The organism is Yersinia sp. 2540 StPb PI (assembly GCF_052217165.1).
GTDB lineage: Bacteria > Pseudomonadota > Gammaproteobacteria > Enterobacterales > Enterobacteriaceae > Yersinia > Yersinia enterocolitica_E.
The window spans coordinates 230,947-246,746 of the sequence record NZ_JAZGQC010000001.1; the positions used below are offsets into that span (position 1 = coordinate 230,947).

Below are 15,800 nucleotides of genomic sequence, written 5' to 3' on the forward strand. Positions count from 1 at the left end.
TATGCTGCGAGTTTTACTGTTATTCCTTATCCTGACCGCCGGCATCGTCCTCGGCCCCATGTTGGCTGGGCACCAAGGCTATGTATTGATTCAAACTGACAACTATAACGTTGAGACCAGCGTGACCGGTCTGGTGATTATATTGGTGCTGGTATTGGTCGCGTTCCTTATCATTGAATGGATACTGCGCCGTATTTTCCGCACCGGTGCCCGTACCCGTGGTTGGTTTATGGGCCGCAAACGCACCCGCGCTCGTAAGCAAACCAAAGCTGCATTGATCAAACTAGCCGAAGGGGATTTCAAGCAGGTTGAAAAGTTGCTCACCCGTAATGCCGATCATGCTGAACAACCGATGGTAAACTACCTGCTGGCTGCGGAAGCTGCCCAACAGCGTGGCGATGAATTCCGTACCAATCAATATCTGGAACGAGCAGCAGAAGTTGCTGATACAGATCAGTTGCCGGTAGATATCACCCGAGTGCGCATTCAACTGGCGCAAGGCCACGTTCATGCGGCCCGCCATGGAGTGGATCGTTTATTGGATCAAGCCCCACGTCACCCAGAAGTGCTGCGTCTGGCTGAACAGGCTTTCCTGCGTACCGGTGCTTACAGTTCATTGCTGGAAATTTTACCCGCGATGAGCAAAGTGCAGGTCCATACACCAGAAGAAATCGCCGCATTGGAGCAGCAAGCTTATATTGGCATGATGAATCAATGTATGGCGGAAGAAGGCAGTGATGGTCTGAAACGCTGGTGGAAAGATCAAAGCCGAAAAGTCCGCAATGAGATCCCGCTGCAAGTCGCACTGGCAGAACATCTAATTGAGTGTGACGATCATGATGTCGCCCAGCAAATCATTCTGGATGGCCTGAAGCGTCAGTATGATGAGCGCTTAGTACTCCTGATCCCACGCTTAAAATCAGGTAACCCAGAGCCGCTGGAGAAAGCATTGCGCCAGCACATCAAGCAGCATGGCGCGACCCCGCTACTTAATAGCACCTTGGGCCAACTCATGCTAAAACACGGTGAATGGGAGAAGGCCCACGAAGCCTTTAAAGCAGCGCTTGAGCAGCGTCCAGACGGTTATGACTATGCATGGTTAGCTGATGCCCTGGATAAACTGCATCGCCCTGAAGATGCAGCGCAGGCGCGTCGTGAGGGGCTACTGTTGACCTTGCGGCAGAATGGGGAATCGCTCTGACCATTAGCAAAACAGCAATCTAAAGGCTCCTACGGGGCCTTTTTTCTGCTCCTGATTCGGGGAACAAATCTGTCGGGAGCAGATTTGAACGCTGCTTGCAGCGGCCTCAACGAAGCGAGGCCCACGGATGGACCGAGTAACTAGCACAGCTAACAACCCTGCGGCTTCAAGTAGCAAAGAGTACCCAAAGTAATTGGAGTTGCAGGTAGGCAGCCAGCAAACGCATCCCGATGAGCTGACTCAAGTCAGTGACTCGGGGAACAAATCTGTCGGGAGCAGATTTGAACGCTGCTTGCAGCGGCCTCAACGAGGCGAGGCCCACGGATGGGCCGAGTAACTAGCGCAGCTAACAACCCTGCGGCTTCAAGTACGAAGGGTATGCAAAAAAAAACGCTTGCCGGAAAGGCAAGCGTCTAAAATTTTCAGGTCTACAGACAACAATGTCGGCGCCTCACTCAACGTTATGCCCGGTATGTGATGAAGATATTCGACATCGTTTACATGGACAATAGGCACCCTAAAATCGGCTCTGCATCATCTCTGGGTTTATGAAGCTAATTTGGCTATAACACCACGCTATCATAATAAGTGAGATGAGCATCTACAGGGTAGATATTGCACTTAGCGTGCCAACTCCATCTAACCGAGAGCAATTTCATCTAATTACCCGCGAGTAAGCGTTTAATCAACTGATAAATAATAAATTTATTTTCATCCTAATAGATGGTGCGATACAACGCACCAGCCATAGCGCGACCAATACTGTCTAAGTGATCTGTCGCTACAAAACGACGTTATACACTATCATTTATTTTCTTTATTTTTATCATGATCTTATATGTCTCTGTTTGGAGACAAAGCCTCTGCCTTTTGTCGCAAAAAACCAACACCTATTCTTTTACCTGATAAATCACCAGTCTGGTCACCCTATAGGGCTAATTTGATCAAAGGGTGCCAACAAAGGTTCTAATACAAGGGGGACAGACTGTGAGGTCGGATTAGCGACCGTCAATACAACAGGATGAAAAGAGAGGGCTATGATGGGGAATCGATATTATACCGACGAAAAAAAACCCCGCATTGCGGGGTTTCTTCTGAAATTGGTCGGCGAGAGAGGATTCGAACCTCCGACCCACTGGTCCCAAACCAGTTGCGCTACCAAGCTGCGCTACTCGCCGATTTCTTACTGTTCACTCTACATGGTCTCTCGACCTATGTCCATGTAAATATTAATGAATATCTACATGTTTGTGTGGTGCGAAGGGAGGGACTTGAACCCTCACGTCCGTAAGGACACTAACACCTGAAGCTAGCGCGTCTACCAATTCCGCCACCATCGCATGTTCCACAAAATTTGGGGTGGCTAATGGGGCTCGAACCCACGACAACTGGAATCACAATCCAGGGCTCTACCAACTGAGCTATAGCCACCATAACTTCTTTACAGCTTACTTCGTCGTACGCGGCAATCTTACCACCGCAGCTCTTGCACACAAAATTAATGGTGCGCCCGACAGGATTCGAACCTGAGACCTCTGCCTCCGGAGGGCAGCGCTCTATCCAGCTGAGCTACGGGCGCTTAGCGCCGTTGCGGGTGAGGATACTACGGTTTTAATACTTGGCTGTCTAGTGCTTTTTTAGAAGAAATGGTGTGTTTGCTTACGCTTTGCACACTCTGCCGCAAAAGTTAGCCATTAATAGCCCCACCTCGCCTTGTTCGCTGGTTTTATAGACGTTTTATCCCCTTCATACTTGAAGCCGCAAGGATGTTCACTGCTCTCGGTACCCGGCCCTTCCATGGACCGGGCCTCTAGGCTACTACTGCAAGCAGCATTCAAATCGGTTCCCAGCAGATTCGTCATTCGCTTGCGGCCTACCTACAACGCCAATTACTTTGGAGATGTTTCAGCAACGTTGTGTTTATGCATTCTCAGTCCGAAATAACATGCCGACACCAATCCAAGGAAAATCACCCCGACTAACAAAGATAAACGGGTATCAGGGTTAATCCCCATCCCGACCAGTACACATATCAAGAAAGCGATAGTTAGATAGTTTACATACGGGAACATGATGGATTTAAACGGATGCTGCTTTAACGCTTCTTTATGTACCTGGCGGAAACGCAGCTGGCTAACGAGGACCACAAACCACGGCACCATGCCCGGTAATACACTGGCACTGTAAACATAGACAAACACCTGCTGTGGATTTGGAATAATGTAATTAAGGCTTGACCCCACTAGCAGACACAGAATCGTCACCGCAATACAGTAAACTGGCACACCGCTGGCCGACAGTTTAGTCAGGCAGGCAGGTAACTGGCGATTTTTCGCCAGTGCATACAACATACGCCCGCCGCTATACATACCGCTGTTACAGCCTGACAGTGCCGCAGTCAGCACCACGAAGTTAATAATACCCGCAGCTGAAACTATCCCAATCTTGGCAAATGTCAGGACAAACGGGCTGCCTTCCGTGCCGATACCATTCCACGGGAAGATAGTGACAATGACAAATATCGCGCCAACATAGAAAATCAGGATGCGCCATAAAATATTATTAATGGCTCGCTTTAATGTCACTTGCGGGTTTTTAGCCTCACCGGCGGTGATGCCCACCAGCTCAACCCCCTGATAGGACGCCACCACAATACACAAAGCAAACATGAACCCTTTCCACCCGCCGGCAAAAAAGCCGCCATGGGCTGTCAGGTTATCAAAACCAATCGCTTGTCCGTGATTACCAAAACCGAAGAAGATAACGCCCAGCCCCACCAAAATCATCACAATGATGGTGGTAACCTTGATCATCGCGAACCAGAACTCCAGCTCACCATATAATCTAACCGCCGCCAGATTAGCCAGCGCCACTATGGCCACCCCGGCAATCGCAGGTAACCATTGTGGAATTTCTGGGAACCAAAACTGAACGTATACCCCAATCGCGGTAATTTCTGATATCCCCACCGCTATCCACATAAACCAATAACCCCAAGCCGTTAGATAGCCGAAATAGGGGCTAAGATACTTATGGGCATAGACGGCAAAGGAGCCGGCAACCGGCTCCAGATAAAGCATTTCGCCCATGGCCCGCATAATAAAGAATACAAATAAGCCAGCAATGATATAAGCCAGCAATACCGAAGGCCCGGCCCATTTTAGGGTGCTGGCTGACCCCATAAACAACCCGACGCCAATTGTCCCACCTAACGCTATCAGTTCGATATGCCGGGCTTCCAACCCACGGTGTAATCCTTTTTTCTCTTCGTTATCTGCCATATATCCTCTGTGAGCTGATGATGTGTCTGCTCCGGCTTTCCCGGTTGTTTTTATTAATTAATCTATTGTTTTTATTAAAAATAGACGTTTTTCACACAAAAAAATCTAACGACTGCACCAACGTGTTCAGCCTAATGATGACTACTTTAATTTATGCAAGTTAACGAATAGGGAAACCACCCACAATAAAAGGCGATTATGAGCACATAACCCTAACCGGCCGGTATCCTTCCGTATCTGGGTCAGATTAGCAAACAGGAAACTAAAACTTTATGGAATAAAAATTAAATAATCGATTCCAAAATGGAATTAAGGCGTGATGATATTGGTAGAAGGAATAAATGCGAGAGGTTTTATAACAGCAGGGTTGGTGAAACCCTGCCCAAAAGACAATATTACAGACGGCCGCTGTAATAATAACCAACAAACTTAAGCAACTTGAACTGACGCCGGATACGACTTGGTTGCGCCAGCAGGCGATAAAGCCACTCCAGCCCCATGTTCTGCCATATCTTAGGTGCACGTTTGACATGACCGGTAAAGACGTCATAGGTGCCACCAACGCCCATATACAGTGCATCGGGATAGAACTTACGGCAGTCACGCATAAACATTTCCTGTTTAGGCGATCCCATGGCGACAGTCACTATCGCCGCGCCACTAGCCGCTATTCTCGCAAACAGGGCTTCGCGCTGCTCTGGTGTAAAATAGCCATCCTGGCTACCCACCAGATTCACATTCCATTGCGCGCGTAATTTAGCCTCAGTTTCTGCCAACACGTCAGGTTTACCGCCCACCAAAAAGACCGGCGTCCCTTGCTGCCCGGCACGCTGCATGAGTGCTTCCCACAAATCTGCACCCGCTACCCGTGACAGCTTCGCCTGTGGGTATTTACGACGAATCGCACGCACCATACTGATACCGTCGGCATACAGATATTCAGCCTCGGTGATCAACTCACGCAACGCCGCATCATCCTCAGCTTTGAGCAGTTTCTCTGCGTTCATTGCCACCAGCGTTCCGGTCTTCACCGGGCCACTGCTTAGCAAATGATCCAGCGTTTGAGCCATATCACGAAAGCCCCAAATCTCGAAACCACGGACATTATATTTTGGAATAACAGTATTCGGTTCCATTACGATCCTTACAGTTGGCGGCCCGTTTCAGGAGTGGATGAACGCTTCGGCTTGTTAACCCGACGCTGTAACTGTTGCGTTATCAAACCCGCGGTATCGAACAACCAATACAACAATTTTGCCAGTACCAGACAGGCACCAAAAATCACGCAGAAAAACACCACGCGTGACACAAACGAATCTAATCCTTCCCGTGCCAATACAATGATGTTAAATACCGCACCAAAACAGAAACTTTGCAGAATTGCCGCTTTATAACGGTTGTTTTCTGCTTTGCCTTGTTCGTAGAGCCAATCGAACCATTTAATGATTAATCCTACGACAATGGCACCCAGTGGAATAAACAGCACCCCGCCCATGACCACCAAAGAACCGATCAGGGTTGGAGAGATAGCCAGCCCGGAGTGATTATCCAGCACATCCCAAGTAAAGTAATTGGCGGTATTAAGTACCAAGTCTGGACGCTCCGGCCAAAGCGAACTGGGAATAAAGACATAAAAATCACGAATAATCGGCGCCAGCCCTTGGAAATCTATTTTGTCGTAGTTTTGTAGCAGCAGCCCTAGGTTTTCCCACGGCGAGAAGGTATCCCGTGTCAGGTAGAGGAAAGTGTAAAATGCCTCTGCGCCGTTCACATCCAAACCATAGCGTTTCAGGGCCAGCCAGAACATACCAACAATCCCAAAGACACCTGCCGCAGCCAACATCCACAACGTTATCCAACCGCGAACAATACCGATAAACAGGAATAATGAGAACGCGATAATGATATTAGCGCGGGTACCGCCGACGATAACATAGGTCAGGATGCCAAACGCCACCGTGCTTGCCAGGAAGAAAAACCAGGCGCGCATATCTTGTTTCAAGAAATAGACCACCAACATCGCCGGGATAAAGAAGTAGAAAAAGCGCTTCAGTGCCACACCCGAAACATCACTGGAGAAGATTTTGCTGTAGGAATCGAGCTTAAACAACAGGAAACCATTTTGCATAAAGAAGATGCCGACAGTGCCAATAGCCACCAGTGCCAACAGTATCCAGGTCAGATTAGTTTCCACCCGATTCATGGTGAATACCGGCGCCCGTGGCTGGCGGCGCGGCTTAGTCAGGCGTGTTTTGTAACTCACATAATAAATGCCATAAAAGGCCGTGGCCGACAGCATTGCATACAATAAGTACTCAACCGGCACCACCGCAACCCCGAACTGAAACACCAGCATACAAGTCAATGGGAAGCCAAAATAGAAAGTCAGCAGGTAAAGCATTGAAAACAGCACATTGAAGTTAAAACGAACCCGCCGAAACTCCTGATAGGTTAATGTCAGGATAAAAATAACTGCCATCAGATAGACACAGAAAAGACCACCAAATTGCCCCAGCGTCATGGGTGTTCTCCTGCGGCCAACGCCAGCGCCTGCTGCCAACCTTCGATATAATTTGGATTAAAGAAAGCGATAGATTGCTTATCCAGCCCGGCTAATTGGCGCTGTGCCTCACGGATCAACGGCTCATCCAATGAGTCACCATAGAAAAGTACCGGAATATGCTGCTCAGCCAAGTCTTGCCAGAAAGGGTTTTTGCGACTCAAGACAAAAGGCACACCAAATTGCGTTAATAAACATAAGGTGCCGATACCTTGCTGCCGATTAAAAATAAAATAGCCCAAATCGCATTCACGCAGGATATTCAGATAATCATCGAACGGGATCTGTTCTGTCAGGAGACGCAGATTTTCTGCGGCAAACAGCGCCAGCCCAGCCTGCCTGACCTGCTCGATATACAGCTCATTATTAGCCGGATACCCCATCGGCAGAATAACCCGGGCATCAGGGCCAAATTGCTGATGAATGGCCTGCAACGCCTCGATATGACGATTGGTGGTATCACCAGAGTTCCCCACCAGAATAGTCATCGGGCCAGCTAACGACTTTTCGATGTTGACCCCCGTCAATGCCGGATCCATACGGGTTGGGAAATAGAGCAACGATGCGGGCACCCGCGGATGACGCTGCTGAAAATGGATTAAATCGCCACGGGTCGCAAAAACATGACCAACCCGCCCTTGAGCAATACGCCGCAATAGGTAAAACAGGCGAAACTTCCAGCTTTTGGCATCTTCATATAAATCAGCACCCCAGATATGCCAGTAAACCTGGCGTGGCTTGATTTTGCCACTCAGTAGGGCCAGCCACAGGGTGGCATTAAACTGACCATGCCAGAAGAAGCGCGTGCTGCGATCAGCTTGTGCACGGGCGATAACCGCCTCAGCCAAAGCTTTCTTGCTGCTGTGCGTTTCGATATCCAACTGAGGGAATGACGAAAAAGGTGCTGTCTCTTTTGCCGCGACCATAAAATGCCGCACCTGTTCTATCGGCACACGCGTTGTCAGCACGTCATTAAAGAAGCGCAGCACAGTCAGATTATGGTGCGGGATATCAGATCCCAGTACATGAATCAGGGTTGTCATTTTTTTCTACTGTAAAGAGTGTCTACGGTGATGAATGTCTACGATACATAATGAATACGCAGCTACAGAGCGCAAAATAGACGATATAAGTTGCCATATAGGCCTGTGCTGCACCTAAAGAGCCATTCATTGGAATTAACCAATGGGCAAACCCGGTCAACAGTAAGAACTGGCTCACTTCCGTCAGAATGTAAAAGCGCAAAGAGGCTTTGGCAATAACCAGATAGCCAAACACATACGACCCGACTTTCAACACATCACCCACCAACTGCCAGGCAAACAGGTCACGCATGGCGGTAAACTGGTGCGAAAACAGCAGCCAGATAGCAAAATCACGTAACAGCCACACCATCAAACTGGCGGTCGCCACTGCCGGTAAGACAAATTTCAGTGAGCGCAGGATTTCACGAGAGATATCCGCTTTAGCTTTGAGCCTTGAGAGTGTGGGTAGCAAATAGACCGTAAATGACGCCGTAATAAATTGTAGATAAGCATCTGAAATACTGCTTACCCCCTGCCAGATCCCGACGGCATCCCAACCATACCTATCTGCCAGCAAGTTACGCATCATCACATAGGCGACTGGCAAGGTCACTGAGGTAATCAGTGCCATGATAGTAAACTTACCTAAATGGCTGGCTAATGCCTTATCCCAGCTAAGTTTAAGATAACTTAGGGGGATAGTCTTGCGGCGAATCAGCATGGCTGCCGCAGGTATCACCACCAGCGCGGGGACTAATGCCAACCCCACTAATGCGCCGGGATAACCGCCGATACGAAAGCAAAGATAATACGCCACGACACCAATCAGACTGCCGCCTATCACCGCCAGCGCATTACCCATGGCGTCGCGATAGCCTTTGAGGATCGCCAAAAACAGGTTGGCGTAGGCAATACCCATCTGGATAAGCGCCACTGCGCGCACCACATTCTGGTAATCCCCATGGCCGAATAACGCAAAACTAACAGGTTTAGCTGCCAGCAAAAAAATTAACGCCAGCAGAGTGGAGAACCCCAACACTATCGCTGAAGAGGTACCCAGTACCGCACGTAAACGTTCAGGTTGTTGATGATATTCAGCAACATACTTAGTAATACCGTTAAAGATACCCGCGCCGGAAAGCACGCCTAATACCGTAATTAGCTGGCGAAAATTACCTGCCTGCCCAACGCCGCTGGGACCAAAGGTCACCGCCAGCAGCTTAACCACTAACAACCCTACGCCGATTTTAATCAGCGTAGAGCCAGCAGTCCAAATCGATGCTTTTGCCAGAGACATATCAGGCGAAGAAACTCAGAACAGTATTAATGACCGTTTTCTGATTCACATCAGTCAGGTTAAAGAAGATAGGCAAGCGAACCAGACGCTCACTCTCCTTGGTGGTAAAGCGGTCTTCACCCGCCATACGGCCAAATGCCTCACCTGCCGGGCAACCATGCAACGGAATATAATGGAATACCGCCATAATCTCAGCTTCTTTTAAGTAGCTGATAAAATTAGAACGATCGTCAATATCGCGTAGTTTGATATAAAACATATGCGCATTTTGCACCACATCACCGGGGATCACTGGCAAATCAATGCGCCCAGCATCAGCCAACGGTTTGAAAGCATCATAATAGGCTTGCCACAGCGCCAAACGGCGTTGGTTAATTTGTTCTGCGGCTTCCAACTGGCCCCACAGATAAGCGGCCTGTAAGTCAGACATCAGATAGCTAGAGCCGATATCACGCCAGGTATATTTATCGACCTGCCCACGGAAGAACTGGCTACGGTTGGTACCTTTTTCGCGAATGATTTCAGCGCGATCTATCAGTAACGGGTCATTAATGAGCGTCGCGCCACCTTCACCGCCAGCCGTGTAATTCTTGGTTTCATGGAAACTAAAGCAGCCGATATGGCCAATAGTCCCTAACGCTTTGCCTTTGTAGGTGGACATCACACCCTGAGCGGCATCTTCTACCACAAACAGATCATGCTTTTTCGCCAACGCCATAATGGTATCCATCTCACAGGCAACACCTGCATAATGGACTGGCACGATAACCTTGGTTTTATCAGTAATCGCCGCTTCAATCTTGGTTTCATCGATATTCATGGTATCTGGGCGGATATCGACAAACACCATTTTTGCCCCACGCAGCACAAAGGCATTCGCGGTGGAAACAAAGGTGAAACTCGGCATGATCACTTCGTCGCCGGGTTTGATATCCAGTAACAACGCAGCCATTTCCAGTGAGGCGGTGCAAGAAGGCGTCAGTAAAACTTTCGGACAACCGAAACGCTGCTCCATCCACTGCTGACAGCGACGGGTAAACCCACCATCACCGCATAATTTACCGCTAGCCATCGCGGCCTGCATATAACCAAGTTCGGTGCCTACTACCGGTGGAGCGTTAAATGGAATCATCTCATCCCCTGCATAACCAATACGCGGTGCTCTCAATAGCAGCACCACTGCGAATATAAAGACGTAAAGCAGCAATATTGCTCATCTGTGTGGCTACCCGTAATCGCTGTAACCCATGACTCTGGCACCACTGCTTTGCCGCCGACATTAACGATGAACCAACACCTTTACCCTGTGCCTCGGGGAATACCGCCAACAAGCCAATACGCGCACTGCCATCTTGCAAGTCTCGTAGCGTCACAAACCCCGCTGGCTGGCCCAACGTATCAGTCACCAATAAACATTGATGGTCGAACGTACCCAATACGGCTTTTTCTGCCCACAATGCATAAAATCGGCCACTGTCCTGCGGGTCATACCACGGCGCACGGAAACGACTTAATGCAAAAGCATTGGTGGCGACGCTGCGCAATTGCGGGATATCCGCCGCCGTTGCAACTCGGTGTCTGGATACAGTGACATCGGCCTCAGATGAAGCATTTTCCGTGCCAATTACATTTTTTACATCAATGGCTAACGAGAGATCGACTTCTCCTTCAACCAGATGGAAATCGAGTTGACCAAGAGAATCAATGAGATCAAGGCGATGGGTAGGTACTTTAGCTTGGGTAAGCGTAAAAGCGTCCAACTCAGCCGGATTAAGCTGCGGGGCTGAGTCGGAGAAAATCAGTTTTGCACTGTGGCGCTGGAAAAATTCACTTTCCCAGTCCAAGGGCTCAATACTGGCGTGGACGGGCATGTAACAGATCCAATAGATATTTGCCGTAACCGGTTTTGGCTAGTGCAGTCGCCGCACGCCTGACACCGTCATCATCCAACCAGCCATTACGCCAGGAGATCTCTTCCAGACAGGCAATTTTGAAACCTTGCCGTTTTTCAACGGTTTGCACAAAGGTACTGGCCTCAATCAGGCTGTCATGCGTCCCTGTGTCCAGCCAGGCAAAACCACGGCCTAAGAGCTCAACGGTTAATTCATCACGTTCCAGATACATCTGGTTGATACTGGTAATTTCCAGTTCACCACGCGACGATGGCTTGACTTTTTTAGCAAAATCAACAACTTGATTATCATAAAAATAAAGCCCGGTCACCGCCCATTTGGATTTAGGCTGACTTGGTTTCTCTTCGATAGACAACGCGCGGAAATTGTCATCAAACTCCACCACACCAAAACGCTCGGGATCCATCACCTGATAACCGAAAACGGTTGCCCCTTTGGTCCTTTCCGCCACATGTTTCAGTTTCGGGCTAAAACCTTGACCAAAGAAGATATTATCGCCAAGAACCAAGCAGCAAGGTTCATTGCCGATAAATTCTTCCCCGATAATAAATGCCTGTGCCAATCCGTCGGGACTCGGTTGTGCGGTATAACTCAGATGAATACCAAACTCATCACCATTACCCAGCAAGCGCTGAAACGACGGCAAATCTTCTGGGGTGGAAATAATCAAGACGTCACGGATCCCTGCCAGCATCAGCACTGACAGCGGATAGTAAATCATCGGTTTATCATAGACGGGAAGCAGTTGCTTAGAAACGCCACGGGTGATGGGGTGCAAACGGGTACCAGAACCACCAGCCAGAATTATGCCTTTCATACGATCTCCTGAAACATACAATCTCCTGAAACCATCAGGCAGACGTTATACACAGGCAAAACATCATGCAAACTACTGGATGACGTCATCCCAGTGATTAATAGACTACGAACCTATCGTCAGTCGCTTAAGCCCAAACGCTCACCGGCGTAAGAACCATCCTGTACCCGCCGCCACCACGATTCATTATTCAAATACCACAATACGGTTTTGCGGATGCCACTTTCGAAGGTTTCCTGTGGCCGCCAGCCTAATTCCCGCTCAATTTTGCCGGCATCGATGGCATAGCGCATATCGTGGCCTGGACGGTCTTTGACATAAGTAATCAGGTCACGGTAATGCACAATTCCGGCCGGTTTGGTGGGGATAAGTTCATCCAGAAGTGTACAAATGGTCTCAACCACCTCAATATTTTTGCGCTCATTATGGCCGCCAATATTGTATGTTTCGCCCACCACACCTTCGGTAACCACCTGATACAAGGCCCGCGCGTGGTCTTCGACATACAACCAGTCGCGTACCTGTGCGCCATTGCCATACACCGGTAACGGTTTACCCGCCAGCGCATTCAGAATAACCAGCGGTATCAACTTCTCAGGGAAATGATAGGGACCATAGTTATTTGAGCAATTAGTTACCAGCGTCGGTAGGCCATAAGTCCGCAACCAAGCACGAACTAAATGGTCACTGGACGCCTTAGACGCTGAATAGGGGCTGCTTGGCGCATAAGGTGTGGTTTCGGTAAACAGATCATCCGTACCATGCAGATCCCCATACACCTCATCAGTTGAGATATGGTGGAAGCGAAATGTTAATTTCGCCTCAGCGTGCAGTTGCTGCCAATAATGGCGCGCCGCTTCTAACATAGTGTAAGTGCCCACCACATTAGTTTCGATAAAAGCCGCTGGGCCATCAATCGAGCGGTCCACATGACTTTCTGCCGCCAGATGCATCACCACATCCGGCTGATAGTGCGCAAAAACCCGATCCAATTCGGCGCGATCGCAGATATCTACCTGTTCAAACGCATAACGTTCGCTCTGGGCGACAACAGCCAATGACTCCAGATTTCCGGCGTAGGTGAGCTTATCTACCACCACTACGCTGTCTGAAGTATCATCGATAATATGTCTTACCACCGCAGAGCCGATAAAACCGGCCCCGCCTGTGACTAGAATGCGTCTCAACGCCATACTCCTTTGGTGTCAACAATCCACGATTGCTTCACATCTTCAGGTTTAATTGCTTTGAATTGGCGGTGATCGACCAACATCACCAGCACATCCGCTTGCTGCAACGCAGTCGCGGTGTCTTTCAGTGTCACGTGACCTGCCAGTGATTTTGGCAGTTGCTCAACATTAGGTTCAACTACCAATGTTTCGCCGATATGCCATTCGGCGATCAAATGGGCAATTTCGACTGCCGGGCTTTCACGCAGGTCATCAATATTGGGTTTAAATGCCAAGCCAAAGCAGGCAATTTTCACTTCAGAAGCACGTTTATTGGTGGCTGCCAAACAATCAGCAACAGCGGTTTTAACCCGATCCACGACCCACAATGGTTTGCCGTCATTCACCAAACGTGCTGTATGGATCAAACGAGCTAATTGTGGATTTTGTGAAACGATAAACCACGGATCAACTGCGATACAGTGGCCACCCACACCTGGGCCTGGCTGCAAAATATTTACGCGTGGATGACGGTTCGCCAAGCGAATCAGCTCCCACACATTGATGCCCTGCTCATCACAAATCAGTGACAATTCATTGGCAAAAGCAATGTTAACATCGCGGAAGCTGTTTTCTGTCAGCTTACACATCTCAGCAGTGCGGGAGTTAGTCACCACACATTCGCCTTCGAGGAAGATTTTATACAACTCACTGGCGCGGGCAGAACATTTCGGCGTCATACCACCGATAACACGGTCATTCTGAATCAGTTCAACCATGACCTGGCCGGGTAACACACGTTCAGGGCAGTAGGCGATGTTGATATCAGCATCTTCACCGGCTTGCTGTGGGAAGCTCAGATCCGGGCGCACTTCAGCCAGCCATTGGGCCATTTGTTCAGTCGCACCAACTGGAGAGGTGGATTCCAGAATGACCAGATCACCTTTTTTCAATACTGGGGCGATAGATTTAGCAGCTGATTCAACATAAACCATATCCGGTTCGTGATCGCCTTTAAACGGTGTCGGTACGGCAATAAGAAACGCATCAGCTGCCAGCGGTTTGGTCACCGCTTGCAGGTAACCGCCTTCAACAGCAATCTTCACCACTTTGTCTAAATCCGGCTCCACGATATGGATAGCACCGCGATTAATGGTTTCAACAGCATGGGCGTTGACATCAACCCCAATCACTTTCTTCTTGCGCGACGCGAAAGCAGCAGCAGTTGGCAGACCAATGTACCCAAGACCGATAACAGAAATAGTTTCAAAACTCATAACGTCACCTGATGATTCTTTAAAGCTTCAAGGATGCGTTGACAGGCATGCCCGTCACCGTAAGGATTATGCGCCCGTGTCATTTGATGATAGGCAGTTTCATCAGTGAGCAAGCGGGTCACTGCATCGACAATTTTATTAATATTAGTGCCAACCAACAGAACCGTACCGGAATCGACTGCTTCCGGGCGTTCGGTGGTATCACGCATCACCAACACCGGCTTACCTAATGAAGGCGCTTCTTCCTGAATACCGCCAGAATCGGTCAGGATCAGGTAAGCGTGGTTCATCAGATACACGAATGGCAAGTAATCTTGCGGGTCAATCAGAATGATATTATCAATACCCTTCAAGATGCGATTGACCGGCTCACTGACATTCGGGTTGAGATGCACCGGATAAACCACCTGCACCTCGGGGTGCTTAAGGGCAATTTCAGCTAACGCACTGCAAATCCGCTCAAAACCACCACCAAAGCTCTCACGACGGTGACCCGTGACCAAAATCATCTTCTTACTGATATCAAGGAACGGGTAGCGTTGCGCCAGGCTGGAGCGTAACTCCGGGTTATTCATCACCCGATCCCGCACCCAGAACAGCGCATCGATCACCGTATTGCCGGTGACAAAAATGCGGTTCTCCGGCACCATCTCACGGAGCAGGTTTTGGCGGGAATTCTCGGTCGGTGCGAAATGGTACATAGCAAGATGCCCCGTCAGTTGACGGTTGGCCTCTTCCGGCCACGGAGAATAGAGATTCCCTGTGCGCAATCCCGCCTCGACGTGGCCGACAGGAATACGGTGATAAAATGCCGCCAGGCTGGTTGATAGTGTCGTGGTCGTATCGCCATGAACTAAAATAACGTCTGGCTTAAATTCTGCCAGAACAGGCTTTAACCCTTCCAAAATACGGCAGGTTATTTCCGTCAATCCCTGTCCCGGTTTCATGATATTTAAATCATAGTCCGGTTGAATCTCAAATAAGCGTAACACTTGATCCAGCATCTCGCGATGCTGGGCCGTCACGCAGACTCTCGATTCAAAGGCTTCATCCTGAGCCAAGGCATGCACCAGAGGAGCCATCTTAATGGCTTCAGGCCGGGTGCCAAAAACAGTCAACACTTTCACAGTGAATCTCTTTAAGGTCAGTTAGCCGCAGACAACGCCTGCAAGTTGGGCGCACAATGCGCCCATTAACGATTTATACTCTTTTTACCTGGCACTGCTACATGGCCGCTTTACCCGACGGCAACGCCAATGA

Annotated in this window: 12 protein-coding genes and 4 tRNA genes; 1 reads left to right on the top strand and 15 read right to left on the bottom strand. The window is 49.2% G+C overall.

Annotated elements, in window-relative coordinates:
* Position 1: 1 nt before the first annotated feature.
* On the top strand, positions 2-1,201 hold the full coding sequence (gene hemY / locus V1956_RS01030) for a protoheme IX biogenesis protein HemY (RefSeq protein ID WP_083161892.1): 1,200 nt from the start codon (positions 2-4) through the stop codon (positions 1,199-1,201).
* A 1,101-nt stretch (positions 1,202-2,302) separates the two neighbouring features.
* Here hemY and V1956_RS01035 read toward each other — a convergent pair.
* The 15 genes from V1956_RS01035 to wecB all read right to left on the bottom strand — a co-directional run bounded on the left by V1956_RS01035 (position 2,303) and on the right by wecB (position 15,667).
* Positions 2,303-2,379: transfer RNA gene (locus V1956_RS01035), tRNA-Pro, on the bottom strand.
* Between the two features lie 75 nt (positions 2,380-2,454).
* Positions 2,455-2,541: transfer RNA gene (locus tag V1956_RS01040), tRNA-Leu, on the bottom strand.
* A 15-nt stretch (positions 2,542-2,556) separates the two neighbouring features.
* Positions 2,557-2,632, bottom strand: a tRNA-His gene (locus tag V1956_RS01045).
* A 71-nt stretch (positions 2,633-2,703) separates the two neighbouring features.
* Positions 2,704-2,780, bottom strand: a tRNA-Arg gene (locus tag V1956_RS01050).
* 310 nt (positions 2,781-3,090) lie between these two features.
* Positions 3,091-4,482, bottom strand: a complete 1,392-nt coding sequence (gene thrP, locus V1956_RS01055; RefSeq protein WP_083161890.1) for a bifunctional threonine/serine APC transporter ThrP — start codon at positions 4,480-4,482, stop codon at positions 3,091-3,093.
* 395 nt (positions 4,483-4,877) lie between these two features.
* Positions 4,878-5,618 (bottom strand): lipopolysaccharide N-acetylmannosaminouronosyltransferase, encoded by a 741-nt coding sequence (gene wecG, locus V1956_RS01060; RefSeq protein WP_083161888.1) that lies wholly within the window; start codon positions 5,616-5,618, stop codon positions 4,878-4,880.
* A gap of 8 nt (positions 5,619-5,626) precedes the next feature.
* A complete protein-coding gene (gene wzyE / locus V1956_RS01065; protein ID WP_372560076.1) occupies positions 5,627-7,003 on the bottom strand; it encodes an ECA oligosaccharide polymerase in 1,377 nt (458 codons plus the stop codon).
* Entirely contained in the window at positions 7,000-8,085 is a 1,086-nt protein-coding gene (locus V1956_RS01070; RefSeq protein ID WP_372560077.1) for a TDP-N-acetylfucosamine:lipid II N-acetylfucosaminyltransferase, read from the bottom strand. Before V1956_RS01070 ends, wzyE begins: the two co-directional genes overlap by 4 nt.
* Before the next feature lie 22 nt (positions 8,086-8,107).
* The gene (gene wzxE, locus V1956_RS01075) at positions 8,108-9,364 is read right to left on the bottom strand and encodes a lipid III flippase WzxE (protein ID WP_420074674.1); all 1,257 of its coding nucleotides are present in this window, start codon (positions 9,362-9,364) and stop codon (positions 8,108-8,110) included.
* A gap of 1 nt (position 9,365) precedes the next feature.
* On the bottom strand, positions 9,366-10,496 hold the full coding sequence (gene rffA, locus V1956_RS01080) for a dTDP-4-amino-4,6-dideoxygalactose transaminase (protein WP_372560079.1): 1,131 nt from the start codon (positions 10,494-10,496) through the stop codon (positions 9,366-9,368).
* A 1-nt stretch (position 10,497) separates the two neighbouring features.
* A complete protein-coding gene (gene rffC / locus V1956_RS01085) occupies positions 10,498-11,235 on the bottom strand; it encodes a dTDP-4-amino-4,6-dideoxy-D-galactose acyltransferase (RefSeq protein ID WP_420074675.1) in 738 nt (245 codons plus the stop codon).
* Complete coding sequence (rfbA, locus tag V1956_RS01090) at positions 11,213-12,094, bottom strand: glucose-1-phosphate thymidylyltransferase RfbA (RefSeq protein WP_442824730.1); 882 nt, start codon at positions 12,092-12,094, stop codon at positions 11,213-11,215. Before rfbA ends, rffC begins: the two co-directional genes overlap by 23 nt.
* 119 nt (positions 12,095-12,213) lie before the next feature.
* The gene (gene rffG / locus V1956_RS01095; RefSeq protein WP_420074676.1) at positions 12,214-13,287 is read right to left on the bottom strand and encodes a dTDP-glucose 4,6-dehydratase; all 1,074 of its coding nucleotides are present in this window, start codon (positions 13,285-13,287) and stop codon (positions 12,214-12,216) included.
* Positions 13,278-14,540 (bottom strand): UDP-N-acetyl-D-mannosamine dehydrogenase, encoded by a 1,263-nt coding sequence (wecC, locus tag V1956_RS01100; RefSeq protein ID WP_372560083.1) that lies wholly within the window; start codon positions 14,538-14,540, stop codon positions 13,278-13,280. Before wecC ends, rffG begins: the two co-directional genes overlap by 10 nt.
* Positions 14,537-15,667 carry a non-hydrolyzing UDP-N-acetylglucosamine 2-epimerase gene (gene wecB, locus V1956_RS01105; RefSeq protein ID WP_372560084.1) on the bottom strand — a complete coding sequence of 377 codons (1,131 nt, stop codon included), beginning with the start codon at positions 15,665-15,667 and terminating at the stop codon, positions 14,537-14,539. Before wecB ends, wecC begins: the two co-directional genes overlap by 4 nt.
* Between the last annotated feature and the right edge of the window lie 133 nt (positions 15,668-15,800).

What these genes read in the sequence shown, in the direction of transcription:
- wecG (WP_083161888.1), bottom strand. Translation starts at nt 5,618, where the DNA reads ATGGAACCGAATACTGTTATTCCAAAATATAATGTCCGTGGTTTCGAG.
- wzxE (WP_420074674.1), bottom strand. Translation starts at nt 9,364, where the DNA reads ATGTCTCTGGCAAAAGCATCGATTTGGACTGCTGGCTCTACGCTGATT.
- thrP (WP_083161890.1), bottom strand. Translation starts at nt 4,482, where the DNA reads ATGGCAGATAACGAAGAGAAAAAAGGATTACACCGTGGGTTGGAAGCC.
- rffG (WP_420074676.1), bottom strand. Translation starts at nt 13,287, where the DNA reads ATGGCGTTGAGACGCATTCTAGTCACAGGCGGGGCCGGTTTTATCGGC.
- rffA (WP_372560079.1), bottom strand. Translation starts at nt 10,496, where the DNA reads ATGATTCCATTTAACGCTCCACCGGTAGTAGGCACCGAACTTGGTTAT.
- wzyE (WP_372560076.1), bottom strand. Translation starts at nt 7,003, where the DNA reads ATGACGCTGGGGCAATTTGGTGGTCTTTTCTGTGTCTATCTGATGGCA.
- hemY (WP_083161892.1), top strand. Translation starts at nt 2, where the DNA reads ATGCTGCGAGTTTTACTGTTATTCCTTATCCTGACCGCCGGCATCGTC.
- rffC (WP_420074675.1), bottom strand. Translation starts at nt 11,235, where the DNA reads ATGCCCGTCCACGCCAGTATTGAGCCCTTGGACTGGGAAAGTGAATTT.
- V1956_RS01070 (WP_372560077.1), bottom strand. Translation starts at nt 8,085, where the DNA reads ATGACAACCCTGATTCATGTACTGGGATCTGATATCCCGCACCATAAT.
- wecC (WP_372560083.1), bottom strand. Translation starts at nt 14,540, where the DNA reads ATGAGTTTTGAAACTATTTCTGTTATCGGTCTTGGGTACATTGGTCTG.
- rfbA (WP_442824730.1), bottom strand. Translation starts at nt 12,094, where the DNA reads ATGAAAGGCATAATTCTGGCTGGTGGTTCTGGTACCCGTTTGCACCCC.